The 24159-nt window shown below is 68.3% G+C and carries 20 protein-coding genes, 1 pseudogene and 1 riboswitch; of the genes and pseudogenes, 10 read left to right on the top strand and 11 right to left on the bottom strand.

What is annotated here, in order from left to right; translation table 11 throughout:
• Positions 1 to 11: 11 nt before the first annotated feature.
• Together LIW09_RS02175 and LIW09_RS02170 are read right to left on the bottom strand one after the other, a co-directional pair.
• Complete coding sequence (locus LIW09_RS02175) at positions 12 to 1142, bottom strand: PilT/PilU family type 4a pilus ATPase (RefSeq protein ID WP_256646342.1); 1131 nt, start codon at positions 1140 to 1142, stop codon at positions 12 to 14.
• 24 nt (positions 1143 to 1166) lie between these two features.
• Positions 1167 to 2204, bottom strand: coding sequence for a type IV pilus twitching motility protein PilT (locus tag LIW09_RS02170; RefSeq protein WP_256646341.1), 1038 nt, complete (start codon positions 2202 to 2204; stop codon positions 1167 to 1169).
• Positions 2205 to 2358: 154 nt separating this feature from the next.
• Between LIW09_RS02170 and LIW09_RS02165 the strand changes: the two genes are divergently transcribed.
• From LIW09_RS02165 to LIW09_RS02155, 3 genes are read left to right on the top strand one after another with little or no spacing between them, the layout of a single operon-like run.
• On the top strand, positions 2359 to 3036 hold the full coding sequence (locus tag LIW09_RS02165) for a YggS family pyridoxal phosphate-dependent enzyme (RefSeq protein ID WP_256647124.1): 678 nt from the start codon (positions 2359 to 2361) through the stop codon (positions 3034 to 3036).
• Positions 3033 to 3851, top strand: coding sequence for a pyrroline-5-carboxylate reductase (proC, locus tag LIW09_RS02160; RefSeq protein ID WP_256646340.1), 819 nt, complete (start codon positions 3033 to 3035; stop codon positions 3849 to 3851). The genes LIW09_RS02165 and proC overlap by 4 nt, the downstream gene beginning before the upstream one ends.
• Positions 3852 to 3861: 10 nt before the next feature.
• Positions 3862 to 4344, top strand: a complete 483-nt coding sequence (locus LIW09_RS02155; RefSeq protein WP_256646339.1) for a DUF4426 domain-containing protein — start codon at positions 3862 to 3864, stop codon at positions 4342 to 4344.
• Here the strand turns inward: LIW09_RS02155 and LIW09_RS02150 are convergent.
• Positions 4332 to 5129 carry a cobalamin-binding protein gene (locus LIW09_RS02150; protein ID WP_256647123.1) on the bottom strand — a complete coding sequence of 266 codons (798 nt, stop codon included), beginning with the start codon at positions 5127 to 5129 and terminating at the stop codon, positions 4332 to 4334. The two genes, LIW09_RS02155 and LIW09_RS02150, sit on opposite strands and share 13 nt — an antisense overlap.
• An 8-nt stretch (positions 5130 to 5137) precedes the next feature.
• Positions 5138 to 5734 (bottom strand): pyridoxamine 5'-phosphate oxidase, encoded by a 597-nt coding sequence (gene pdxH / locus LIW09_RS02145; RefSeq protein ID WP_256646338.1) that lies wholly within the window; start codon positions 5732 to 5734, stop codon positions 5138 to 5140.
• Positions 5735 to 5789: 55 nt separating this feature from the next.
• On the opposite strand from pdxH, the gene LIW09_RS02140 reads away from it, so the two are divergent.
• Entirely contained in the window at positions 5790 to 6335 is a 546-nt protein-coding gene (locus LIW09_RS02140; protein ID WP_256646337.1) for a shikimate kinase, read from the top strand.
• On the top strand, positions 6332 to 7432 hold the full coding sequence (gene aroB, locus LIW09_RS02135) for a 3-dehydroquinate synthase (protein ID WP_256646336.1): 1101 nt from the start codon (positions 6332 to 6334) through the stop codon (positions 7430 to 7432). Before LIW09_RS02140 ends, aroB begins: the two co-directional genes overlap by 4 nt.
• Before the next feature lie 22 nt (positions 7433 to 7454).
• Here aroB and LIW09_RS02130 read toward each other — a convergent pair whose 3' ends face one another.
• Positions 7455 to 8069 (bottom strand): TylF/MycF/NovP-related O-methyltransferase, encoded by a 615-nt coding sequence (locus LIW09_RS02130; protein WP_256646335.1) that lies wholly within the window; start codon positions 8067 to 8069, stop codon positions 7455 to 7457.
• A 173-nt stretch (positions 8070 to 8242) separates the two neighbouring features.
• Positions 8243 to 8623 (bottom strand): VOC family protein, encoded by a 381-nt coding sequence (locus tag LIW09_RS02125; protein WP_256646334.1) that lies wholly within the window; start codon positions 8621 to 8623, stop codon positions 8243 to 8245.
• A gap of 96 nt (positions 8624 to 8719) precedes the next feature.
• Here LIW09_RS02125 and LIW09_RS02120 point away from each other — a divergent pair, with 96 nt between their 5' ends.
• Positions 8720 to 8974 carry a WGR domain-containing protein gene (locus LIW09_RS02120; RefSeq protein ID WP_256646333.1) on the top strand — a complete coding sequence of 85 codons (255 nt, stop codon included), beginning with the start codon at positions 8720 to 8722 and terminating at the stop codon, positions 8972 to 8974.
• A gap of 99 nt (positions 8975 to 9073) precedes the next feature.
• Positions 9074 to 10138 carry a uroporphyrinogen decarboxylase gene (hemE, locus tag LIW09_RS02115; RefSeq protein WP_425507923.1) on the top strand — a complete coding sequence of 355 codons (1065 nt, stop codon included), beginning with the start codon at positions 9074 to 9076 and terminating at the stop codon, positions 10136 to 10138.
• 30 nt (positions 10139 to 10168) lie between these two features.
• Here the strand turns inward: hemE and LIW09_RS02110 are convergent, their stop codons facing one another.
• Positions 10169 to 13756 carry a hybrid sensor histidine kinase/response regulator gene (locus tag LIW09_RS02110; RefSeq protein ID WP_256646331.1) on the bottom strand — a complete coding sequence of 1196 codons (3588 nt, stop codon included), beginning with the start codon at positions 13754 to 13756 and terminating at the stop codon, positions 10169 to 10171.
• Between the two features lie 65 nt (positions 13757 to 13821).
• Entirely contained in the window at positions 13822 to 14058 is a 237-nt protein-coding gene (locus LIW09_RS02105) for a glutaredoxin family protein (RefSeq protein ID WP_256646330.1), read from the bottom strand.
• A gap of 67 nt (positions 14059 to 14125) precedes the next feature.
• Here LIW09_RS02105 and LIW09_RS02100 point away from each other — a divergent pair, with 67 nt between their 5' ends.
• The 3 genes from LIW09_RS02100 to LIW09_RS02090 all read left to right on the top strand — a co-directional run bounded on the left by LIW09_RS02100 (position 14126) and on the right by LIW09_RS02090 (position 20467).
• Positions 14126 to 15523, top strand: a complete 1398-nt coding sequence (locus LIW09_RS02100; protein ID WP_256646329.1) for an L-serine ammonia-lyase — start codon at positions 14126 to 14128, stop codon at positions 15521 to 15523.
• 160 nt (positions 15524 to 15683) lie between these two features.
• Positions 15684 to 18767 carry a ligand-binding sensor domain-containing diguanylate cyclase gene (locus LIW09_RS02095; protein ID WP_256646328.1) on the top strand — a complete coding sequence of 1028 codons (3084 nt, stop codon included), beginning with the start codon at positions 15684 to 15686 and terminating at the stop codon, positions 18765 to 18767.
• A gap of 140 nt (positions 18768 to 18907) precedes the next feature.
• Positions 18908 to 20467: an EAL domain-containing protein gene (locus tag LIW09_RS02090; protein ID WP_338064827.1), complete on the top strand. Its 1560-nt coding sequence runs from the start codon at positions 18908 to 18910 to the stop codon at positions 20465 to 20467.
• On the opposite strand, the pseudogene LIW09_RS02085 reads toward LIW09_RS02090, so the two are convergent.
• The 3 genes and pseudogenes from LIW09_RS02085 to metX all read right to left on the bottom strand — a co-directional run.
• Positions 20461 to 21540, bottom strand: a pseudogene (locus LIW09_RS02085) (homoserine dehydrogenase family protein); the annotation flags it as partial. The gene LIW09_RS02090 and the pseudogene LIW09_RS02085 overlap by 7 nt on opposite strands.
• Complete coding sequence (locus LIW09_RS02080) at positions 21537 to 22763, bottom strand: O-succinylhomoserine (thiol)-lyase (RefSeq protein ID WP_256646326.1); 1227 nt, start codon at positions 22761 to 22763, stop codon at positions 21537 to 21539. The pseudogene LIW09_RS02085 and the gene LIW09_RS02080, both read right to left, overlap by 4 nt.
• Positions 22760 to 23785: a homoserine O-succinyltransferase MetX gene (gene metX, locus LIW09_RS02075; protein WP_425507922.1), complete on the bottom strand. Its 1026-nt coding sequence runs from the start codon at positions 23783 to 23785 to the stop codon at positions 22760 to 22762. The genes LIW09_RS02080 and metX overlap by 4 nt, the downstream gene beginning before the upstream one ends.
• A gap of 152 nt (positions 23786 to 23937) precedes the next feature.
• Positions 23938 to 24059, bottom strand: a riboswitch (SAM riboswitch).
• Between the last annotated feature and the right edge of the window lie 100 nt (positions 24060 to 24159).

Below are 24159 nucleotides of genomic sequence, written 5' to 3'. Positions count from 1 at the left end.
TGGCTGGCGACTCAGCGCGCCTCGACAACCTCCACCCCATCCAGCCCCTGCGCCAGCGTGCGGGCATCCCCGCCCTGTGCCAGCTTGATGCGCAGGCGTACTTCGTTGGAAGAGTCCGCGTAGCGCAGCGCATCTTCGTAGCTGATCTCGCCCGCCTGATACAGCTCGAACAGGCTCTGGTCGAAGGTCTTCATGCCCAGCTGGATGGACTCCTTCATCACTTCCTTCAGCTTGTGGATCTCGCCGTCGCGGATGTAGTCCTGCACCAGCGGCGTGCCCAGCAGGATCTCCATCGCCACCCGGCGCGCCTTGCCGTCCGGCGTCGGGATCAGCTGCTGCGCCACCACGCCCTTGAGGTTCAGCGACAGATCCATCAGCAGCTGGCTGCGGCGCTCATCGGGGAAGAAGTTGATGATCCGATCCATGGCCTGGTTGGCGTTGTTGGCGTGCAGCGTGCACAGCACCAGATGGCCGGTTTCGGCAAACGAGATGGCGTGATCCATGCCCTCGCGGGTACGCACCTCGCCGATCATGATCACGTCCGGCGCCTGCCGCAGGGTGTTCTTCAGCGCATTTTCCCAGCTGTCGGTGTCGATGCCGACCTCGCGCTGGGTGATGATGCAGCCGTCGTGCTTGTGCACGAACTCGATCGGATCCTCGATGGTGATGATGTGGCCGGTCGAATTGGCGTTGCGGTAGCCCACCATCGCCGCCAGCGAGGTGGATTTGCCGGTACCGGTGGCACCCACGAAGATGATGATGCCGCGCTTGGTCATCGCCAGCGTCTTCACGATCGGCGGCAGGCTGAGCTCCTCCACCGTCGGGATGCGCGTCTCGATCCGGCGCAGCACCATGCCCACCTGGTTGCGCTGGTAGAAACAACTCACGCGGAAGCGCCCCACCCCGGCCACGCCGATGGCGAAGTTGCACTCGTGGGTTTTTTCGAACTCCTCGCGCTGCTGGGGCGTCATCACGTTCAGCACCAGATCTCGCGACTGCTGCGAGGTAAGCGGGTTCTGGGTGATCGGGCTGACTTTCCCGTTCACCTTCATCGATGGCGGCATGCCAGCGGTGATGAACAGGTCGGACGCCTTCTGGTGCGCCATCAGTTTGAGGAACGAGGTGAAATCGATGCTGCTCATGGTGGGCTCCTGGCAATCCCGGCCTTATTCGAACAATCGCTTGTCCTTGGCATAGTCGCGCGCCTGCTGGCGGCTGACCATGCTGCGCTTGACCAATTCCTGCAAGTGCTGGTCAAGCGTCTGCATGCCCTGCCCTTGGCCCGTCTGGATCGACGAGTACATCTGCGCCACCTTGTCCTCGCGGATCAGGTTGCGGATGGCCGGCGTGCCGACCATGATTTCCCAGGCGGCGGTACGGCCGCCCCCCACCTTCTTCAGCAGCGCCTGCGCAATCACCGCGCGCAGCGATTCCGACAGCATCGAGCGCACCATCGACTTCTCGCCGGCGGGGAACACGTCGATGATGCGGTCGATGGTCTTGGCCGCCGAACTGGTATGCAAGGTGGCAAACACCAGGTGGCCCGTTTCCGCGGCGGTCAGTGCCAGGCGGATGGTTTCCAGGTCGCGCAATTCGCCCACCAGGATAATGTCGGGGTCTTCACGCAACGCCGAGCGCAGCGCTTCGTTGAACCCGTGGGTGTCGCGGTGCACTTCGCGCTGGTTGATCAGGCATTTCTGCGAGGTATGCACGAATTCGATCGGGTCCTCGATCGACAGGATGTGGCCGTATTCGTTCTTGTTGATGTGGTCGATCATCGCCGCCAGCGTGGTGGACTTGCCGGAGCCGGTGGGCCCGGTGACCAGGATCAGGCCCTGCGGCTGCTCGATCAGTTCCTTGAAGATCCGCGGGCAACCCAGGTCCTCCAGCGTCAGCACCTCCGAGGGAATGGTGCGGAACACCGCGCCCGCGCCACGGTTCTGGTTGAACGCATTGACGCGGAAGCGCGCCAGACTGGGAATCTCGAAACTGAAGTCCACTTCAAGGAATTCCTCGAAGTCGCGGCGCTGCTTGTCCGACATGATGTCGTACACCAATGCATGCACCTGCTTGTGGTCCAGCGCAGGGATGTTGATGCGGCGGACGTCGCCATCCACGCGAATCATCGGTGGCAGGCCGGCGGACAGGTGCAAGTCCGACGCCTTGTTCTTGACGGAAAATGCCAGCAGCTCAGCGATATCCATGCGTACTCCCCAACAACCGATTGTTTGTGTGGCGCCCCGGACCACTGGCCCGCTGGCATCCTCCGCACCCCGCAGGCAGTATGAGCGCCACCCGCATCCGCGTTCAACCACCGTGCCCCAGCCTGCCCCACCCGCCACCAGCGCATCCGTCGCATTGCATGCAGCGCTGGCCCTGATCAACAACGCAAGCCGGCGCCCCGGCAGGCCAAGCGCGCGCCTGCTGGCCGTGTCCAAGACCCGCGATGCAACCACCATTGCCGCCATGGCGGCTGCGGGGCAGCAGGCATTCGGTGAAAACTACGTGCAGGAAGCCCTGCCCAAGATCGACGCCCTGCGCAGCCTCGGGCTGGAATGGCACCTGATCGGCCACCTGCAATCCAACAAGGCCGATGCCGCCGCGCGCGCGTTCGACTGGGTGCAGACCGTGGATCGCGCGAAGCTGGTGCCGGCGCTGGCCCGGCACCGCCCGCTCGACCTGCCTCCGCTGAACGTGCTGGTGCAGGTCAATATCGATGACGAGGCCAGCAAGCATGGCTGTCACCCCGGCGAGGTGGAGGCGCTGGCTGCCGCCATTGCCGGCGCTCCGCGCCTTCGCCTGCGCGGACTGATGGCGATTCCCTCGCCCGACCCCGACATCACGCGTCGGCGCAGCGCATTCCGTGCCATGTCCGCTCTTTTCGATACGCTGGCCTCCCGTTACCCCGGCATCGACACTCTGTCGATGGGCATGAGCGAGGACTTCGTCGAGGCCATTGAAGAAGGTGCCACCCTGGTGCGCATCGGCAGCGCGCTGTTTGGAGCGCGCCCCGTCAAACAGGAACCCAACGCATGAACGACACCATCGCCTTCGTCGGCGGCGGCAACATGGCCCGCAGCCTGATTGGCGGGCTGGTGGCACAAGGCCGCGACCCCGCCACGATCCGCGTGGCCGAACCAATGCCGGCCCTGCGCGACGCGCTGCGCGCCGATTTCGGCGTGCCGGTGTTCGAGGACGGCGCGCAGGCCGTCGCAGGCGCGGGCACCTGGGTGCTGGCGACCAAACCCCAAGTGCTGCGCGAGGTGTGCCAGTCGCTGGCCGCGCAGGCGCGAGCAGGCGCTCCGCTGGTGGTGTCGATCGCCGCCGGCATCACCGCCACCCAACTGGACCGCTGGCTGGGCGGCAACATGGCGGTCGTGCGGACGATGCCCAACACGCCCGCCCTGCTCGGTGCCGGCGTCACCGGGCTGTATGCAAGCGAAGGCGTCGATGCCGCCGGCCGCGACTTCGCCGAAGCGCTGCTCTCGGCCGCCGGCAAAACGGTCTGGATCGACGACGAGGCGCGCATGGACGCGGTCACCGCCGTGTCCGGCAGCGGCCCGGCCTATGTGTTCCTGCTGGCCGAGGCGATGACCGACGCCGGCATCCGCGAGGGCCTGCCGGCCGAGGCCGCGCGCACGCTGGCGCTGCAGACCGTGCTGGGCGCGGCGCGCATGCTCACCGAATCCGGCGCGGAGGCGGCCGAGCTGCGCCGTCGCGTCACCTCGCCGAACGGCACCACCCAAGCCGCCATCGAAACCTTCGAAGCAGGCGGCTTCCGGCGGCTGGTGGATGCGGCCATCCACGCGGCATGCGTGCGCGGCGCGGAGCTGTCCGCCGCCAACGATTGAGGAGCCCGCCATGCGCACGTCATTCGCCCGCCTGTTGCTGCTGCCGTCGGCGCTGATGCTGCTGGCCGCCTGCGGCCGCGACGCGCCAGCACCGGCGACGCCGCTGGCAACCGCACCTGCCGCCGCCAGCGTCACCACCGTTGGCGACGCAACCTTGCAGGTCTCTGCCATCGCCATCGCCAACCTCAACGACGCAGTCGCCACCCGCTACGGCCTTGACCGCCGCCATGACGGCGCACTGCTGCTGGTTACCCTGCGCGACGCCAACGGCAACGCCATCCCCCCCGGCGACCTGCGGCTGACCGCCACCGCCACGGTTCTGCCCGACCCGCCGAAACCGCTGGAATTGCAGCCCATCGTGGTCGAAGGCATGACCGACTATATCGGTGTATTTCCCGCCAGACCGCCGGCCAGCGTGCAGTTCCGCGTCACTGCGGTCCGCAACGGCGCGCGTGCCGAGATCGCGACCTCGGCGGATCTCTACCCGCGCTGAGCCTGCGCCCAGCTACGCACGATCTGCGCGATCTGCGCCACGCCTTCACTCAGCGCCGCCGGTCCGGGCTGCAGGATGACCGGCGACCTGATTTCGAACAGTTGCCCGTCGCGTACCGCCGGAATGACGTCCCAGCCGGCGCGCGCAGCCACTTTTCCCGGCCGGAATTTCTTCCCGCACCAAGACCCGAGAATGATGTCTGGCGCGCGCCGAACCACTTCGTCGGCATCTTCCAGAATGCGGCCCTTGGCCATCGGCTCGATGGCACGCTCGGGGAACACATCGTCGCCGCCGGCGATGCGGATCAGCTCCGCCACCCAGCGGATGCCGGTAATCGGCGGCTCGTCCCATTCTTCGAAATACACCTTGGGTCGCCGCTGCAGGGAAGCGGCATCGCGTTCGATCGCGTCCAGCCCGCGCTGCAGGCCATCGGCATACGCATCCGCCCTGCCTGCCGCGCCGACCAGTGCGCCCAGCCGGCGGATGTAATCAAGGATGCCGGCCACGCTGCGGTGGTTGCTGATCCAGACCTCGACACCCGCCTTGATCAGCGCACGCGCGATGTCGGCCTGGATGTCGGAAAACCCGACCACGAAATCCGGCTCAAGCTTGAGGATCTCGTCGATCTTCGCGCTGGTGAAGGCGCTGACCTTCGGCTTCTCCCGGCGCGCCTGCGGCGGACGCACGGTGAACCCGCTGATGCCGACGATGCGGTCCTGCTCGCCCAGCGCATACAGGATTTCGGTGGGTTCCTCGGTCAGGCAGACGATGCGCTGCGGCCCCACCGCATGACTCACGGATACAGCATCCGCTTGCTCCACTGGCCATCGGCACCGCGCTCGTGCAGCCAGCGCTCGTGCAGCCGGTACTGCGCGGCGTACCAGAACTCCAGCGCGCGCGGCACCACGCGGAAGCCGCTCCAGCGCGGCGGGCGCGGCACGTCGCGGCCGTCGAATTCGCGCTCGAACCTGTCGAGCCGTTGCTCGAACGTCTCGCGCGCGGCCAGCGTTTGCGACTGTTGCGACGCCCAGGCACCCAGCTGGCTGCCGCGTGGGCGGCTGGCGAAGTAGGCATCGGCGTCGGCGTCGGACACCACCACCACCTCGCCTTCGATGCGCACCTGCACGCCACCGCGCACGCGCGGCCAGTGGAACAGCAGCGCCGCCTGCGGATTGGCCTGCAGCTCGCGGCCCTTGCGTCCATCCAGATGCGTGTAAAAGACGAAACCGCGGGCGTCGTGCTCTTTCAGCAAGACCACCCGTGCAGACGGCCGCCCCTGCGCATCGGCGGTGGCGGCCGTCATCGCGGTGCGGTCGGGCTCGCCAGCGGCCAGCGCCTCGTCGAACAGGGTGTCGAAGGTGGACAGGATGTCGGCAGGAAGTAGGTTCATGCCGGTATTGTCGCGCGCCGACGAAACCATTGCACCCGGCTGCTAGCATGTTGCGATGCGCCATCCGCCGCCCAACCCGCAGCATGTCGTCCTGATCGGCCCGATGGGCTCGGGCAAGAGCACGCTTGGTCGCGCGCTGGCGCAACGCCTCGGGCTGCGCTTTGTCGATGTCGATGCGCGCATTGAATCGGATGCAGGCAGCCGCATTCCGGCCATCTTCGCCAGCGAAGGCGAAGACGGGTTCCGTACCCGCGAATCGCGCATGTTGGCCGCAGCGCTGGCCGAAGCACCGGCGGTGATCGCCACCGGTGGCGGTGCGGTGTTGGCCGAAGCGAACCGCATCGCGATGCGCGCAGCCGGCACGGTTGTTTATCTGCAGGTGGATGCCACCACCCAGCTTGCCCGGCTTGCCGGCGACAGCGGGCGCCCGCTGCTGCGGGGCGAGGATCGGGCACAGACCTTGGCAACCTTGCAGGCCCGGCGCGAACCGCTGTATCGCGACGCCGCGCACCTGCGGTTCGAGACTTCCACACTGGGGCCGGAGGCGGCGGTTGCGGCACTGGTCGACCTGCTGGCATCGCACAAGGCAACCCTGGCATGAAAGATTCACTGGCAACGGTCGAGGTCGGCGGCGCCGCGCCTTACCGCATCCACATCGGTCCCGGCCTGCTCGACGACGGCGCATTGCTGGCGAAGACCCTGCGCGGCCGGCACGCACTGCTGGTCAGCGACAGCCACGTCGCGCCGCTGTACGCCGACCGCGTGGACGCCGCGCTGCGCGCCGCGCAGCCCGAGCTGCGCATCGCCCGCCACGTGGTGCCTGCCGGCGAGGCGGAGAAGACGCTGGCCAACTTCGGCGGCGTGATCGAGGCACTGGCCGCGCTCGGTGCCACCCGCGACGCCTGCGTCTATGCGCTCGGCGGCGGCGTGACCGGCGACATGGCCGGCTTCGCCGCCGCCTGCTGGATGCGCGGGATCGACGTCGTGCAGCTGCCGACCACGCTGCTGGCGATGGTGGACTCCTCCGTGGGCGGCAAGACCGCGGTGGACATCCCGCAGGGCAAGAACCTGGTCGGCGCCTTCCACCCACCGCGCGCCGTGCTCGCCGACACCGCCACCCTGCGCACGCTGCCGCCGCGCGAACTGCGCGCCGGGCTGGCCGAAGTGATCAAGTACGGCGCGATCGTCGATGCCGATTTCCTGCGGTGGCTGGACGCGCACTGCGAGGCCCTGCTGGCCGGCGACGATGCCGCGCTGGCGCAGGCCATCGCCCGCAGTTGCGCGCACAAGGCGGCGATCACCGCGCGCGATCCGTTCGAGCATGGCGAACGCGCGCTGCTGAACTTCGGCCACACCTTCGGCCACGCCATCGAGGCCGAGCAGGGCTACGCCGACGGCCTCAACCACGGCGAGGCGGTAGCGGTGGGCATGCTGCTGGCGGCGCGGCTGTCGGCCACGCTGGGCCTGGCCTCGTGGGGCGACGCCGAGGCGCTGCGCGCGCTGCTGCTGCGCTTCGGCCTGCCGGTGGCGGTGCCCGCCGGGCTTGCGCCGGAGGCGCTGCTGGCGCGGATGTGGCTGGACAAGAAGACGCAGGCAAGCGGGCTGCGCTTCATCCTGTGGAACGGCCCGGGCGCGGCGCAGATCGTCGCCGATGTCGCGGAAGGCGCAGCGCTGGCAGCGCTTCGGACCGAGACCTGAACACCCGGGTCAACCGGCAGTATCAGCCCTTCATATCAACGATGAAACCTGCACCGCTCCAGCCATAGCTCACGTAGTGCTCGAGGCTCCACGGCACGTCCTCGCGCGCGATCCATTCAAGTACCGCCCGACGCTCACCCTGGGCGTTCGAGCCACGGAAGCAATTCCAGTCGTCGAACAGGATCAAGGTGCCCGGCTGCAGCAACGGAGTCACGAAATCCAACACCTGCCGGGTAGATTCGTACAGATCGCAATCGATGTGCACGATGGCCGCCGAGCCTGCGGGAAAGCTGGATTGCAACCAGCCGGTGAGCGTGTCGGAGAACCACCCTTCGTAGAACTGGATGCGCGCCGGGTTCCAGACGCCACGCCGCTCCAGATGTTCGATCACCGACTCGCGCGAATACGCGAAGTCGCCTTCCTTGAACTGCTCCGACGCCGCGTCCAGCCCTTCGATGGCCGGCAACCCCTGGAACGAGTCGAAGAGATGGAAACGCGACGGCGCATTCCAGCCGTACAACCGTGCGGCGCGGATCGCACTGACCGCCGAGCGGCCAGAGGCGACGCCGAACTCGAAGTAGTCGCCTTCCATTTTCGACTCGCGCACCCAGAACGCCGCAAGCGAATGAACGTCCACACGTCCGGACCCTGATCGCAACGATGGCCATGGCGCACGAAAGTGAAGCGGGTCGAGCTCGTCCCTTCTTTCCATACTGGGCACTGGCATTGTCCTGTCCGAGGCGGGATTCCCCTGAAGCATACTGCTTCACTATCTTCGACCGAGGCAGCGATGGAACACTGGCCTCCCGGTCACTGGCCGGCGGGCGGCTCCCACAGCTCGACCTTGTTGCCGTCCGGGTCCATCACCCAGCCGAACTTGCCGAAGTCCGACTCCTCGCGCTTGTCGAGCACCTCGCAGCCCTCCGCCCGCAGCGCGGCCAGCAGGGCGTCGAGGTCGGCGACCCGGAAATTCACCATGAACGGCGCGGCGCTGGGGGCCATGACGTCCGTGTCCGCAGCGAACGGCGTCCACAGGGTCATGCCCGGCGCGCCATCGGGCCCGCCCCACGGGAACACCGCACCGCCCCATTCGGTGACGTCCACGCCCAGGTGCGCCCGGTACCAGGCGCCGAGGCGCTTGGGATCCTGGGATTTGAAGAAGATGCCGCCGATGCCCGTCACGCGCTGCATGTCGTCCTCCCGAAGTGGTCCCCGGCCAGCACGGCCGGCCGGCGCCGGAGCGCCGGGGCGCGCGGGCGCCGGTCCCGCACCTTACAATGCCGCCCCATGCGCCTGCTTCTGCAACAACGCCCCGACGGCCGCGAAGCCCCGCGCTTCGTTCAACTCCAACTGCAGCCCGATCTGCTGGGCGGCTGGGAGCTGCTGCGCGAAAGCGGGCAGATCGGTGGACGCAGCACTTTGCGCCGGGATCTGTATGCCGACCAGACCAGTGCGCTGAGCGCACTGGAATCCGCTCGCGATGCCCAGCTCAAGCGCGGCTTCCAGCTGGTGTTCGCGCAGGGCGCCGATGCGCCGAAATGACGCCTGCGCGGCGATGACCGCTCGCCACCACCCCATCCACCAGCTGCCCGCTCACGCGGGCACGATGCCTCGCCCGGAGTTCCCCACGTGTCCACGCCCCTGAAGAACGACCCTGCTTCCAACAGCAGGTTTCTGCGCGCGCTGCGCCGAGAACCCGTGGACGCGACCCCCGTCTGGCTGATGCGCCAGGCCGGCCGCTACCTGCCGGAGTACCGCGCCACCCGCAAGGCCGCCGGCAGCTTCCTGGGCATGGCCAAGAACCCCGAGATCGCCTGCGAGGTCACCCTGCAGCCGCTGCGGCGGTTCCCGCTGGACGCCGCGATCCTGTTCTCCGACATCCTCACCGTGCCCGACGCCATGGGCCTGGGCCTGTATTTCGTCGAAGGCGAAGGCCCGAAGTTCGAGCGGCCGCTGCGCAGCGTCGCCGATATCGACAAGCTGGCGGTGCCGGACATGGGCAGCAGCCTGCGCTACGTGATGGATGCGGTGCGCCTGATCCGCCGCGAGCTGGACGGCAGCGTGCCGCTGATCGGCTTCTCCGGCAGCCCGTGGACGCTGGCCTGCTACATGGTGGAAGGCGGCGGCAGCAAGGACTGGGGCAAGGTCAAGGCGCTGGCGCTGAACGAGCCGGCCGCGATGCACAAACTGCTTGGCACGATCACCGACGCGGTGATCGCCTATCTCACCGCACAGCACGCGGCGGGCGCGCAGGCGCTGCAGGTGTTCGACACCTGGGGCGGCACGCTGGGCCCTTTGATGTACCGCGAGTTCTCGTTGCCCTACCTCACCCGGATCGCGACTGCGCTGAAGGCGCTCGGCGTGCCGGTGATCCTGTTCGGCAAGGGCAACGCCCCGCACCTGGACGCGCTGTTCACCAGCGGCGCGGACGCCATCGGCGTGGACTGGACGGTGACCCTGGAAGACGCCGCGCACCGCAACGGTGGCCGGGTGGCGCTGCAGGGCAACATGGATCCGGCGATGCTGTACGGCAGCCCGGACGCGGTGCGCGCGCAGGCACGCGCGGTGCTGGACAGCTACCGCGACGGCAACGGCGGCAGCCGCGAGGGCCACGTCTTCAATCTCGGCCACGGCATGTCGCCGGACATGAACCCCGACCACGTGGCGGTGCTGGTGGATGAAGTGCACGCCTACAGCCGTCGCTGAGGAGGCGCGGCGCAACCCCGGTGTTGCTCGTCATCCCCGCATGAACGGGGATGACGCAGGTTGCCCAGCGCTTGCCTGATCCGTGCTGGGAGCCGAGTCGTGCGCCGCCAGCGCGGCCGCCAATGCCTGCGCAAGCCCCACACCAGTGACTGGCTTGCGCAGGAAGTCGTTGAAACCGGCCGCACGCGCCAATGCCTCGGCCTCGCCATCGGAGCGCGCGGTGACCGCCAGCAGCGGCGCAGCAAAACCCTGCGCGCGCAACAGCCTGGCCAACGCCAGCCCGTCCAGACCCGGCAGGTCAAGGTCCAGCAGGGCAGCATCGAACGCCTGACTGGCCACTTCCGCCAGCGCCGCCAACCCATGCGCGGCATGCGTCACCGCGTGCCCCTGCGCGCGCAGCAGACCCTGAATGACCGACGCCACGATCGGGTCATCCTCGACCAGCAGCAGTTGCAGGTGCCCGACAATGCCAGCAGTCGGCGCCGCTTCGAGGGCCGGCTTCGCGCTGACCGCCGGGGCAGAGGCCAACGGCAGCTCGACGATGAAACGCGCCCCTTGGCCGGGCGTGCTGTCCACCTCGATCCGCCCGCCCATCGCCGCCGCCAGCTCCTGGCTGATGGCCAACCCCAGCCCGCTGCCGCCATAGCGTGCCGCAGTGCGCGCACCCTCCGCCTGCTCGAAGCGACGGAACAGGCGCGCGCGCTGTTCGGCATTCAAGCCGGGCCCGGTATCAGCGACCACGAAGCGAATGCCTTGCGGCTGCAGCGCAAAGGTTTCCACCGCGACGTGGCCTGTTTCGGTGAACTTCACCGCATTGCCGATCAGGTTCAGCAGAATCTGCTGCACTCGCGTGCGATCCCCGTGCAGGAATGCCGGAACATCGCGCGCAATGTCTTCAACGAAGGCCAGGCCCTTGCGCTCGGCCACCGGCGCCATCAGCCCTGCCACTTCATCCAGCAGCGGGCGCAAGGCGAAGTCCGCATTCGCCAGCGCCAGCTTGCCGGCTTCGATGCGGGCCAGGTCCAGCGCATCGTTGACCAGCCGCAGCAGGTGTTCGCCGGCGCGGCGGATCGCATCCACGTAGCCAATCTGCTGCTCATCCAGACGCGTCTTGCGCAGCAGTTCGCTCATCCCCAGCACCCCGGTCATGGGCGTGCGGATTTCATGCCCCAAGGTGGCCAGGAAGCGCGACTTCGCTTCCGAGGCCTGCTCGGCCAACGTGCGCTTGTGTTCGGCCAGCTGCATGGCATGGCGCCGCCGCAACTGTTGCCGATACGCGCGTGCCGACAATGCCAACAGCGCCAGCGCCAGCGCCGCCCACGTCAGCAGCGCCCAGCCGCTGCGCCACCACGGCGGCGGAACCGCGAAGACCAGCACCTGCTCTGCCGCCGGATTGCCAGCGGCGTCCTGCGCGCGCATGCGCAGCGTGTAGCGGCCGGGTGCAAGCCCGGCGAACACGCGCTCGCCGCTGTCGCCCAGCGCTATCCATTCCCGGTCAAACCCATCCAGCCGCGACCAATAGCGGTTCGCCGCCGGGTCGTCAAAGGCCAGCAGGCGCGCACGGATGCGCAACTCGCGTTCGTCCTGCGCCAGCGTCAGCGTCCGGGTCAGCGGCAACTGTTGCCATTTCCCTCGACGGCGTACCGCCACCCCGTCAAAGCGCAGCGTCGGCCGCTGCGGCGCTGCGTCGGCCATGCCGGTATCGACCAGCCGCAGGCTGCCATCGGCGGTGGCGGCCACCAGCACGCCGTCCGCGCGCAGCAGCGCTGCCCGATCCAGATATTCCTCGCTGCTGGCTTCATCGTGCGCGCCGAGATGCCGCAGGACGCCGCGCTGCGGGTCCCAACGATACAGGCCGCGCTGGGTGGTGATCCAAACCCGGTGGCGCGCATCCACAAGCAGCGCCGCTGCGGCCACGGCCGGCAGGCCCTGGCGGAAGTCGATGCGCCTCACCCGCGCCCATGCGTCACCCTGCCGCCGATATTGCTCGAGACCCGACAGCCGCTGCACCCACAGCACGTCGGCACCGTCGAAGGCCAGCGCGAAGACGCGCTCGCCGCCCAACGCGGCAACCGTGCGAAAGCGCTTTCCAGTGGCATCGAAGCGCAGGACGCCGTCGCTGCCGGCCACCCAGGGCGCACCATCGGGCGCCAGCACCATCGCTTCGAGGTCCGCTTCGCCCAACCCGCCGTCATCGCCAGCCGGCACATCGACCAGGACTGCGCCGGTTTCCGGATCGCGCTGCTGCACACCGGCACCCGGCGCAACCAGCCAGAGGCTGCCATCGGCCGCAGGCAACAGCTGCGTGACCAGCGCCGAGGGCGCCGGATCCCTGGCCGAGTCCGGCGTCCATGCATCGAAGCTGCCGTTCAGCCCGACCCGCGCCAATCCCGGGCGATGACTCAGCCACAAGCGCCCACGCGCATCCTCTGCAATCGCCGCCAGCTTGAGGCTGCGCAGCTTGTCCAACACGGCCTCGTCGAGCGTGGCCACCTGCCCTTGGGCATCCATGTGCTCGACCATCCCGCTCAACCCACCCAGCCAAACGCCGCCGTCGCGCGCCTGGCCCAGTGCGCGGTACATGGCGTCATGCAGCCCGTCCTGCTGTCCCTGGAATTGCGCCATCTGGCGCCAGTCGGCACGCAGGTAGCCCAGGCCACGCCCGACTGCCGGCGCCCACAGCGCGCCGCCTTGCTCCTGCAACAGCGTATTGATCGCGTGCGGAACGTCCGGCCCGCCCAGATGCACCGGCACAGGCACGGCATCACCCTGCTGGTACCACAGGCCGCGCTGGCTGCCGATCCAGTGCTCGCCGCCCGCGCCGCTGCTGCTGCTGATGGCGATCATCGCATTGGGGCGCTGGAACATGGGCGACCACGCCGGCTGCTGCCAGGCATCGCCCTGCAAGCGCCACACCCCAAGCGAGGTTCCCGCCCACATCCCATCCGCTTGCAGGGCAAGCGAATAGACCATCGGCACGCCCTCGGCGCCCGGCAACGCCACGCGTTCGAACCTGTCGCCGCGCAAGCGCGCCAACCCCGCCGTGGTTCCCACCCACAGCACACCCTGCGCATCGACTGCCAGCGACAGGATGGTGTCCGACGGCAGGCCGCCGGCGTCCTTCGTGTAGCGCCGCATGCCGCCACGGGCATCGATCCGGGTCAGACCGCCGCCGAAGGTGCCCAGCCAGATCGTGCGCGCCTGCTGCGCCATGGCCCAGACATCATCGCTGCCCAGGGCGGGATCGCTGGCCTTGCGGTAGCGCACGAAGTGCTGCCGTGCCGCATCCAGAACGCTGACCCCCTCGCCTTCCACGGCCACCCAGACGCGGTTGCCGGCATCCACCAGAAGTGCCTGTACATTGTTGGCGGGCAAGCCGTCGGGCGCATCCGGCGCATGCCGCCACACCCGCATGCCGACCCCGTCATAGCGCGCCAGGCCATCGGCGGTCCCCACCCACACATAGCCGTCGCGGTCGCGCGCAAGTGCCTTGATCTCGGTGGACGGCAGTCCTTGCGCCGGCCCCAGATAGCGGAAGCGCGGGCGCTCCGGGACGCCGGCCACCACGCAAGCGCAGGCCAGCCACAGCAGCAACGCGAGTCCGAATCGTCCGGCCATATCCCCTCCCCGATGGCCGATGCTGGCAACCCAGCGCCAGGGTTGCAAGCGTCACGAAGATCGCCCTACTGCGCGCGCGCGCCAAGGAAGTGGCGCAGGCGCTCGGCATCGAACGGCCAATCCAGCTCCCGCGCGCTTGCCTCGTTGCGCAGTACCGGGACGCGCAGGCCGTAGCGGGCCTCCAACGCCTCGTCGTCATCGATGAAGGCGGTCTCGAAATCCGGTACGCGTGCAGCCGCCAGCACCTCCAGCGCCAGGTCGCACAGGTGACAGTGGTCGCGCTGGTAGAGGATCAGGGCCATACGCTCGCGTTCTTCCGCATCTCGTCGCCCCTTTAGAATACCGTTCCCCCACGCACCGGCAGCCCGCATGGCCGTCTCCACCTTCGACCTGTACAAGATCGGCATCGGCCCCAGCTCTTCGCACACGGTGGGCCCGATGCGCGCTGCCGCGCGTTTCGTCAGCCACTGGCTGGTGGAAAGCGAGGCATTGGCGCGAACCGCACGAATCCGCGCCGAAGTGTTCGGCTCACTGGCGTTGACCGGCCGCGGCCACGGCACCGACAAGGCGGTGTTGATGGGTCTGGAGGGCCACTGGCCCAACGAGATCGACCCGGACATCATTCCCGCCGCGCTGGAGCGCATCCGTGGCGAGAAAAAGATCCACCTGTCCGGCACCCAAGTCATCGGCTTCGACGAGAAGCGCGACCTGGTGATGAACAAGCGGCAGAAGCTGCCGTTCCACACCAATGGCATGCGCTTCACCGCCTACGACGCCGACGGCGTCGAGCTGGCCACCCGCGATTACTACTCGGTGGGTGGTGGCTTCGTGGTCAATCAGGACGAAGCGGCGGAAGACCGGATCGTGGCCGACACCACCCCGCTGCCGCATCCGTTTTCCAGCGGCCGGGAGCTGCTGGCCGAATGCGAACGCAGCGGCCTGAGCATCGCCCAGCTGATGTTCGAGAACGAGAAGGCCTGGCGCAGCGAGGAGCAGATCCGCGACGGCCTGCGCGAGCTGTGGCAGGCGATGCAGGGCTGCGTGGCTCGCGGCATGCGCGCCAGCGGCACCCTGCCCGGCGGGCTGCACGTGGTGCGGCGCGCGCCGGCCCTGTTCGCGGAACTGTCGGCACGGCCGGAAGCGGCGATGCGCGACCCGCTGACCGTGCTCGACTGGGTCAACCTGTACGCCCTCGCCGTCAACGAGGAGAACGCCGCCGGCGGCCGCGTGGTCACCGCGCCCACCAACGGCGCGGCCGGCATCCTGCCGTCGGTGCTGCATTATTACGAGCGTTTTTGCGCCAGCGAAAAAGACGCCAACGCACGCGAGCAGGGCATTTTCACGTTCATGCTCACCGCCGCCGCGGTCGGCATCCTGTACAAGGAAAACGCCTCCATCTCCGGCGCCGAGGTCGGCTGCCAGGGCGAGGTGGGCGTGGCCTGTTCAATGGCGGCTGCCGGCCTCACCGCCGCGCTGGGCGGCACGCCCTCGCAGATCGAGAACGCCGCCGAGATCGGCATGGAGCACAACCTGGGCCTGACCTGCGACCCGATCGGCGGGCTGGTGCAGATCCCCTGCATCGAACGCAACGCGATGGGCTCGGTGAAGGCGATCAATGCCAGCCGCATGGCCCTGCGCGGCGACGGCCAGCACAAGGTATCACTGGACAAGGTCATCAAGACCATGCGCGACACCGGCCGCGACATGCAGGACAAATACAAGGAAACCAGCCGCGGCGGGCTGGCGGTCAACGTGATCGAGTGCTGACCCGCTTTCGCCCCAGCCTTCCCGCTTGCTTGCCGCCACCCGTTTGGGGGTAATCTGCAGCCGCAGGGGATTTCCCGGGGGCCTCTCGATCGCTTGTCCATTTGCCATTGGTCATGCATCCGCACTGCGGCTGGCCTGCGCCCGCCTGCGGCGCTGGGGCGTGCTCCTGCTGCTGGCACTGATGCCGACGCTGGCCGCATTGCCGGCACTGGCCTTGGACACCGACAAACCATTTTCCGATTTCGTCGTCGATACGTGGGACGTGAAGCAGGGGCTGCCGCAGATCACCGTGCTGGCCATCGCCCAGGACGCCGACGGGTACGTGTGGTTCGGCACCCAGGCCGGTCTGGCGCGCTTCGACGGCGTGCGTTTCCAGCGCTTCAGCCGGCCGGATGCGTTTGGCCTGAACACCACCATCCAGGCCCTGTTGGCAGACGACCACAAGCGGCTGTGGATCGGGACGTCGAACGGGCTGACGGTGCTGGAGGGCGGCCGATTCCGCACGCTGAACCCGGCGGCTGTGGCCGGCAATCCGCAGCGCGATTTCTCGGTCCGGGCCCTGGCCCTGTTTGAAGGCCGGGTTCTGGTTGCCGGCCCGGACGGCCTCTATACGCCCGAGGGCGAGCACTTGCGTCGGGTGTTCGCCCTGCCCGGCGGCGTATTGAGCCTGCTGCCGCACGCCGACGCGCTGTGGGCGGGCGGCGCCGGCCAGGTGTTCCGGATCACGGGCAATGCCGTCAACACCGTTCCGCTGCTGCCGGCGTTTGCCGGCAGCAACATCAACTCGCTGGCATGGCACGGCGGCGAACTGTGGGCCGGCACCAATCGCGGCCTGCTGCACCTGCGCGACGGCGTTTGGCAGCCCGCCAGCGGACCGGCCGGCACCACGGCGCAAACCGTGGAAGCCATGGTCGCAGACCGCGACGGCAACCTCTGGGTGGCCACCTCGCAATATCTGGAGCGGCTGCGCGAGAACCAGCCCACCGAACGCATCCAGAACACGCCCGGCAGCATCGCGATTCGCTCGATCTACGAAGACCACGACGGCAATCTCTGGCTGGGCAGCCAGACCGAAGGCGTCGCCCGCGCATGGAACGGCTTCACCCGTCATCTGGACAGCAACGAAGGGCTGGTCAACCCGCTGCTGTGGTCGCTTGCCGCCGCGCCCGACGGCAGCGTGTGGGTGGGTACCGGCAATGGCGTGGAGGTCTGGCGCAACGGCCGCTTCCGGCAGCCGGTGACAGGCTCCCAACTGCCGCACCCCGAAGCCTACAGCCTGCTGCCCGAAGCCGATCAGGTCTGGATCGGTACCCGTGCCGGCGTCGCCGTGCTGCGCAAGGGGGGGCTGGAGCAGCCCGCGGCACTCGCTCCGCTGCGCAATCTCCAGATCAACGGCATGTTGCGCGACCACGCCGGCCGCCTGTGGTTTGCGACCAGCAACGGCCTGTTCGGACTCGGCAACGACAACCAATTGACCCGCTACGGCGAGGCGCAGGGATTTGCCGATGCGCGCATCCGCGTGCTTCTGGAAACCCGCGGTGGCCGGCTTCTGATCGGCTCCACGCATGGCCTGTACGAATGGCGGGACGGGCGCATCGTGGCCCTCGGCCGGCAGACCGGGCTGGGCGATGACCTGGCGATCAACTCGATGATCGAGCTGGCCGACGGCCGCTGGCTGGTGGGGGTCAGCAACGGCGACAACCTGCATGTCTTCGACGGCAAGCGCTGGCACGCACTGGGCGCCCGCCACAACTTGCCCGTCAACATTCCCTTCTTCCTGGCGGAAGCCAACGGCGATCTGTGGGTGGCCGGCATGCAGGGGGTGTATCGCCTGCCGTTGAAGCAAATCGATGCGGTGCTGAAGACCCCCGCCGCGCGGCTGGAACCGCAGCTGATCATCAACTCCGGCCTCGATCGCCCGGGCGGGCAGCAGGGCAAGTGCTGCAACGGTTCCGGCAACAGCCGTGGCCTGTTGCTGGACGGCCAGCTGTGGCTGCCCACCCGCGACGGCGCGCTGCTGGTGAAGGTCGGCTCGGCCACCTCCGGCAACCCACATCCGGCGCGGATCGAGGACCTGCTGGCGGGCGGCAATGCCTATCCGCTGGCCATCGGCGTCACCCGCCTCCCGCTGGATGCGCGCGACCTGAAATTCGACTTCACCGCTCCCGCATTCCAGCCGGCACAGATGCCTCGCCTGCGTTACCGGCTGCTGGGCTACGACCCGGGCTGGCGCGACCTCGAAGATCCGATGTTGCGTTCGGCCAGTTACGTCAACCTGCCGCCCGGGCGCTACACCTTCGAGGTGGCCGACTTCAACCGCGCCGGGCCGGCCAACGTCGCCAGGATGGCGTTGGATCTGCCACCGCACGTGCACGAAACCGCTGCCTTCCGCATCCTGATCGGCGTGCTGGCGATCACCCTGGTCTGGCTCGGCTATCTAGGCCTGCGCCAGCGCTACATCCGCCAGCGCCAAGTGCTGGAGGAGCTGGTGCAGGAACGCACCCGCGACCTGCAGGCCGCCAACGACAAGCTCAAGGAAATCAGCTTCACCGACCCGCTCACCGGCCTGCACAACCGGCGCTACCTGGCCCAGCAGATTCCCGTTGACCTGTCGTTCTACGAACGCGATGCAGCGTATCTGGCCGGCAGGGATGCGGTGATCATCGCCCTGCTCGACGTGGACCACTTCAAGACGATCAACGACACTTGGGGCCACGCCGCCGGCGACCGCGTCCTGGAGCAGCTTGGCCAGCTGCTCGGCGAAATGAAGCGCAGCGGCGACTACGTGGCACGCTGGGGCGGCGAGGAATTCCTGCTGGTGCTGCGCCCGCTATCGCGCAACAACCTTGACCGGATCGGCAGGCGGCTGTGCTCGCATATCGCCGCGCACGCCTTCGACCTCGGCAACGGCACCATCCACCATCTGACCGTGTCCATCGGCCTTGTCGAGTGCCCGCTGTTCGCCAGCCATCCCGATCTGCTGGACTGGGAGCAACTGGTGACCCTGGCCGATATCGCCATGTATCGGGTCAAGACGTCGGGCCGGAATGGCTGGATGGCCTATCGGCCACGACCAAATGCGTTGCTACCTGATGACGTGTCATCGCTGCAAGGCAACCCCCGCCACTTGCTGGACAGCGGCCTGCTGGAACTGTTCGGCGAAACCGCGGCAGGGGAGCAACATGGTCTCGCCACGACTGCCTCCACACGCGCTCCACCGTCATCCGCACCTCCATCGGACTGATCCAATGCGCAGCACACCGGCGACGGCTTCCTGGGGATTCCTGCTGACCGCTCTGTATTTCTGCGGCGCTGCGGTCACCGTGCTGTTCCTGCGCACCCCTGCCGACGTCACCCTGTTCTGGCCCGCCGCCGGCATCGGCTATGCGCTGGTGCTGCGCTTCGGGCTGCGCCTGGATGCATCTGAACACCGAGGATGGCCTGCTGCTGCTGCGCGGCGCGCTGTTGCTGTGCCTTGTGAGCGCCACCATCGGCAGTGCGGGGATGATCGTGTCCGGCATGGTGCCGCTCACCGAGTTGCCGCGCGTCTATGTGCAGTGGGCATTGGGCGACCTGCTGGGCACGACCACGATGACGCCCTGCGTGTTGCTGCTGTTCGACAGGCAGCGGCACGCCCGGACGCCGCATGCACGCGCGAAGACGCGCTGGCACGGATACGCGGCCTGGTGGCTGGCGATGCTGCTTGCCCTGACCGCCACCATGCTGTTTTCCAGGCAGAGTGGCCTGTATCCGCGGGCCGGCGTGATTTTGCCGATCGTGCTGCTGCTGTGGTCGGCGATCCGCTATCCGCCGCTTTTCACCGCCGTGGCCACCATGCTGACAAGCACCGTGCTCGCGCTGATCATGGGCATGGGCCTGGACCATATCCCGCGCCCTGAAACACTGCTGGACACCTCGTTGCTGATGAGCACGCTGGTGGTGATCTCGACCATCCCCTCCCTGCTGGCGGCCGCCACCCACGAGCGCCGTGCCGCCATGGCGGCGCTGCACCTGCGCGCCACCCGCGACCCTCTCACCGGACTGTTCAACCGCACCACGTTCGAGGAACAGGCCCGCACCCTGCTGCTCGATCACTCGGGGCCGCTGACGCTGATCTACGTCGATCTGGACAATTTCAAGCTGGTCAATGACGCCGCCAGCCACGCCGCCGGCGACGAAGTGCTGCGTCACGTCGCCGGGCTGGTGCGCGCCGAGTTCGGCGAGCAAGCCCTGCACGCCCACAGCGGTGGCGACGAATTCATGATCTTGATGCCACTGGACAGCAGCGCCGCAAGCGTTCCGGGGCGCCGCCTGCTGGCGTCCATCGAGTCGCTGCGGGTGGCCTGGCAGGGCAGCAACCTGCGCACCACCGCCAGCATCGGTCTCATTTCCAGCGTGCAGCCGCACGCCAGTTTCGACGAGCTGCTTTCGCAAGTGGACACCGCCTGCCACGCGGCGAAGGAACTCGGCGGCAACCGCCTGTTTGCCGCCGGGCAGGACGCCGACAGCCTGGACAACCGCAACCGCATGATGCGCAACGCGCTGGACGCGCGCGAGGCGAGCGTGGTGCGCGACCTCACCCGCACCCGCCGCTTCATCGACCGCATGCGCAGCTTGGGCTGTCGCTTCGCGCTGGATGATTTCGGCACCGGCTTCTGTTCGTTCAGCTACCTGCGCGACTTGAACGTCGATTTCCTGAAGATCGACGGCAGCTTCGTCCGCGACCTCAGCCAATCACCGCTGTCGGAAGCCGTGGTGCGCTCGATCACCGAGATCGCCCATCTGCTGGAGATGCGCGCCGTAGGCGAGCAGGTGGAAACGGACGCACAGCTGACGCTGTTGCGCGGGCTGCAGGTGGATTTCGGGCAGGGCTATCTCTTCCAGCGCCCGGCACCGATCGACGAATTCTTCACCGTCCCAACCCTCAAGCGGGCATCGGCCTGAATGGCCAGTGCGTCGTCCAGCAGTGCCGCGGCGGTCACCTCCGCCCCGGCGCCCGGCCCCTGAATCACCAGCGGCTGCTGCGGGTATCGGTCGGACCAGATGGCGACCCGGTTGTCGGCGCCACCGCCGCCGACCAGCGGATGCCCCGCCGGCAGGGCCTCCAGCCCCACCGTGGCCAGCCCGCCGGCTTGCAGCCGGGCCACAAAGCGCAGCTTTTCGCCGCGCTTGTAGGCCGCCGCGAAACGTTCGCGCAGCGGCGCATCCAGCGCCGGCAGCGCTGCGTCCAGCGCCTCACGCGGCAGCGCGTCCAATGCGCCTGGCACCAGCGACTCCACCTGCACCGCCGCCTGCTCCAGCGCGTAGCCGGAGGCGCGTGCCAGGATCAGCAGCTTGCGCCGCACGTCCTCGCCCGACAGGTCTTCGCGCGGATCCGGCTCGGTATAGCCGGCATCCCGCGCTTGCCGCACGAAACCGGAAAACGGCTGCATCCCGTCGTATTCATTGAACAACCAGGCCAGTGAACCCGACAGCACGCCGGCAATGGCATGGATGCGATCGCCGCCTGCCTGCAAGGTGCGGATCGAACGCAGCAGCGGCAACCCCGCGCCAACCGTGGCGCTGTCGCCATATCGCGTGCCGCCGATGTCGCGTGCGCGCTGGATCGCACGCCAGCGTGCCAACGCCGTGCCCTGCGCCAGCTTGCAGGCGGTCACCACGTGGATGCCGCGCGCCAGCCAATGCGCGTGATGATCAGCCACCCGTTCGGACGCGGTGGCGTCGATCACGATGCGCACGCCATCGCCCGCCAGCGCCACATCCACCGCCTCCATCGAACTGGGTTGCGGCGCCTGCCGCGACAGCAGCTCGCTGACCTGGCCGGGGATGCCCTGCGGATTATCCAGGGCGAAGCGCGAATTGGCCGCGTGGACCAGCAGCAGGCGCTCGCCCAGTGCCGTGCCCTGCCATTGCGCCAGCCGCGCCCACACCGCACTGCCCACCGTGCCGGTCCCCAGCAGGGCGACCCGCGCTGGCACCACGCGTTGGCTGCGCAACGGCGACAGCCGGGCGCTCATGGGGCGTTCGGATGTTTGCTTGCGCTGACGGCCTCGGCGCGCGCCAGTGCAGCGGTGAGATCGGCGAGCAAATCCTGCACGTGTTCGATGCCGACCGACAGCCGCAGCAGGCCGTCGGAGATGCCGGCCGCCGCGCGCGCTTCCGGGCTCATGGCCGCATGCGTCATGGTGGCCGGATGCGCGACCAGGCTTTCCACACCACCCAGCGACTCGGCGAGAGTGAAATAGCGCAAGCCATCCACGAACGCGCGCACCGCACGCTCCTGACCACCATCGCCGTCACCCTCCAACTCCAGGCTCAGCATCGCGCCGAAGCCGTGTTGCTGACGTGCAGCCAGCGCATGCCCCGGATGCGAGGCCAGCCCCGGCCAGTGCAGCGCGCGCAGCGCAGGATGCCCGCTGATCGCGGCAACCAGCGCCTGGGTGTTTTCCTGATGCACGCGCAAGCGTGCGTCCAGCGTGCGCAGGCCACGCAGGGTCAGGAAACTGTCGAAGGGCGAACCGGTCAGCCCCAACGCGTTGGCCCACCACGCCAGCTGCGCATGCACCTCGGCGTCCTTGCCCACCACCGCACCACCGACCACGTCGCTATGGCCGTTGATGTACTTGGTGGTGGAATGCACCACCGCGTCCGCGCCGAAGTCGGCGATCGGCCGCTGCAACGCCGGCGACAGGAAGGTGTTGTCCACCACGGCCAGCGCGCCCGCCGCATGCGCCGCGTCGATTACCAACCGCAGATCGGTGATGCGCAGCAGCGGGTTGGACGGCGTTTCGATCCAGACCAGCCTGGGTTTGCGCGCCAGCGCGTCGGCCAGCGCGCGCGGATCGGTCAGGTCGCAGGTCAACAGTTCGAACGCGCCCTTGTTCGCCAGCGCATTGAACAGCCGCCAGCTGCCGCCATAGCAATCGTGCGGCACTACCAGGCGGTCGCCCGGCTTCAGCAAGGCGTTCAGCACCAACGCCACCGCACCCATGCCGGTGGCGGTGATGACGCCACCTGCGCCACCTTCCAGCTCGGCCAGCGCTTCGCCCAGCAGGTCGCGGGTGGGATTGCCGCTGCGCGTGTAGTCATAGGCGCGCTTTTCATTGAACCCGGCGAAGCTGAAATTGGACGACAGCACCAGCGGCGGGGTCACCGCGCCAAACGCGGTGTCGCGGTCGATGCCGGCGCGCACCGCGCGGGTCGCGGCCCGGCAGTCAAGTGGGGGGTAGCCAATGCTCATGCGGAAACTCCAGTGGCGGCTTGAATGGGGGAGGAACGTTCAATCGGCTTGCCGGGGCCGAACAGCTCACTGGCCAGCAGCGCATCGATCCGGTCGGTTTCTTTCAGGAAGGCGTCATGCCCGTATGAGGAGCGCAGCACGCGCAGGCGCCCGCGCCCACCCAGGCCCTCGAGCAGCGCCACCGCGTCGGCCATCGGCACCAGCCGGTCGCCCTCGACCGCGATCACCGACACCGGCACGCCCACCTGCGCCGGATCGACCCGATGCAGGTCGATGGATTCGGACAGCCGCAGCCAGGCGGTGGCGCTGACCCTGGCCACGAACTTGGCGCCGGCGGCGTCCAGATAATCCTCGGCGGCCACTCGCACCTGGCCATTGCAGATCTGCGGCAGCGCGTCGAAGCGCTCGGCGAACTCCTCCGGCGTGCGGTAGCTCAGCATCGCGAACTGCCGCGCCAGCGACAGGCCCTGCTCGTCGGCGCATTGCAACCTCCCCAACGCCACCGCCCGGCGCTGCAGTGCGCGCCACGCGGCCGCATACGGGTGCGGCCGATGCACGCCGCTGACCGCGATCAAGTGGCGCAAACGCTGCGGATGCCGCACCGCCAGCTGCAAACCCACCAATGCGCCATAGGAATAGCCGACGTAGCCCGCCAACGCATCGATGCCCAGCGCCTCCAGCAGCAGCGCCACTGCATCCGCCTGGTCGGCGGTATCGATGGGCGCGTCGATGCTGCCATCGGCGCCCACGTAGTCGAACGCGAGGATGCGCAGCCGGGCCGGATCCAATGCACGGCCAGCATCCAGCAGCCCCTGTGCCCAGCCGGCGCGGGCATCCAGCGCATTGGCGGCCACGTGGCGGTGCGCGGAAATGCCGCCGGCAACCAGCACCACCGGCGCATCCGCAGGGCCCACCAGCTCGTAATCCAGGCGCAGCTTGCGCGTGCCGGCGAAACGGGTGGCCAACACCGCATCGATGCTGCCATGTCGCGCATCGCCCGCGCGCGCCGCCGCCGGACGCATCGCAGTCGTCGCCCGCACGGGGAATGGGCTGGAAAACGTGATGCGGTCGGCTAGGTTCACGGCAGGACTCCGGCGATGAGGGGCCATCGGAGTCATGCGGAGGGGCTGGAAGGCCGACGATGCCGGCGTCACGGACCGCCGATGCGATCTCGCAACCATCTTCCGGCAGACGCTCAGGTCCCCGCAGGATTTGGCACCTCGCCAACGCGCTTGCGCGCGCCGTCTGGTTGCCCCGGCATCAAAGGGCCTGTCCCTCCGCCGGTCTTGATGGATGGGGCAAGTGTGGGCATCGCCTGGGCTTTAGTCAATCGCTTTATCCGGATGAAGCGATTTATATAACCAATCTTCATAAGCCGACATTCGGCATACTGCGC

This window comes from Thermomonas paludicola, assembly GCF_024498955.1.
Lineage (GTDB): Bacteria > Pseudomonadota > Gammaproteobacteria > Xanthomonadales > Xanthomonadaceae > Thermomonas > Thermomonas paludicola.
This window is presented reverse-complemented; position numbering and strand designations above follow the sequence as displayed.

Coding starts and splice junctions, on each gene's coding strand:
- aroB (WP_256646336.1), top strand. CDS start 6,332: ATGAAAGATTCACTGGCAACGGTCGAGGTCGGCGGCGCCGCGCCTTAC.
- LIW09_RS02140 (WP_256646337.1), top strand. CDS start 5,790: ATGCGCCATCCGCCGCCCAACCCGCAGCATGTCGTCCTGATCGGCCCG.
- metX (WP_425507922.1), bottom strand. CDS start 23,785: ATGCGTCCGGCGGCGGCGCGCGCGGGCGATGCGCGACATGGCAGCATC.
- LIW09_RS02120 (WP_256646333.1), top strand. CDS start 8,720: ATGCGCCTGCTTCTGCAACAACGCCCCGACGGCCGCGAAGCCCCGCGC.
- LIW09_RS02110 (WP_256646331.1), bottom strand. CDS start 13,756: ATGGCCGGACGATTCGGACTCGCGTTGCTGCTGTGGCTGGCCTGCGCT.
- LIW09_RS02100 (WP_256646329.1), top strand. CDS start 14,126: ATGGCCGTCTCCACCTTCGACCTGTACAAGATCGGCATCGGCCCCAGC.
- proC (WP_256646340.1), top strand. CDS start 3,033: ATGAACGACACCATCGCCTTCGTCGGCGGCGGCAACATGGCCCGCAGC.
- LIW09_RS02175 (WP_256646342.1), bottom strand. CDS start 1,142: ATGAGCAGCATCGATTTCACCTCGTTCCTCAAACTGATGGCGCACCAG.
- LIW09_RS02080 (WP_256646326.1), bottom strand. CDS start 22,763: ATGAGCATTGGCTACCCCCCACTTGACTGCCGGGCCGCGACCCGCGCG.
- LIW09_RS02105 (WP_256646330.1), bottom strand. CDS start 14,058: ATGGCCCTGATCCTCTACCAGCGCGACCACTGTCACCTGTGCGACCTG.
- pdxH (WP_256646338.1), bottom strand. CDS start 5,734: ATGAACCTACTTCCTGCCGACATCCTGTCCACCTTCGACACCCTGTTC.
- LIW09_RS02155 (WP_256646339.1), top strand. CDS start 3,862: ATGCGCACGTCATTCGCCCGCCTGTTGCTGCTGCCGTCGGCGCTGATG.
- LIW09_RS02125 (WP_256646334.1), bottom strand. CDS start 8,623: ATGCAGCGCGTGACGGGCATCGGCGGCATCTTCTTCAAATCCCAGGAT.
- LIW09_RS02170 (WP_256646341.1), bottom strand. CDS start 2,204: ATGGATATCGCTGAGCTGCTGGCATTTTCCGTCAAGAACAAGGCGTCG.
- LIW09_RS02090 (WP_338064827.1), top strand. CDS start 18,908: ATGCGCTGGTGCTGCGCTTCGGGCTGCGCCTGGATGCATCTGAACACC.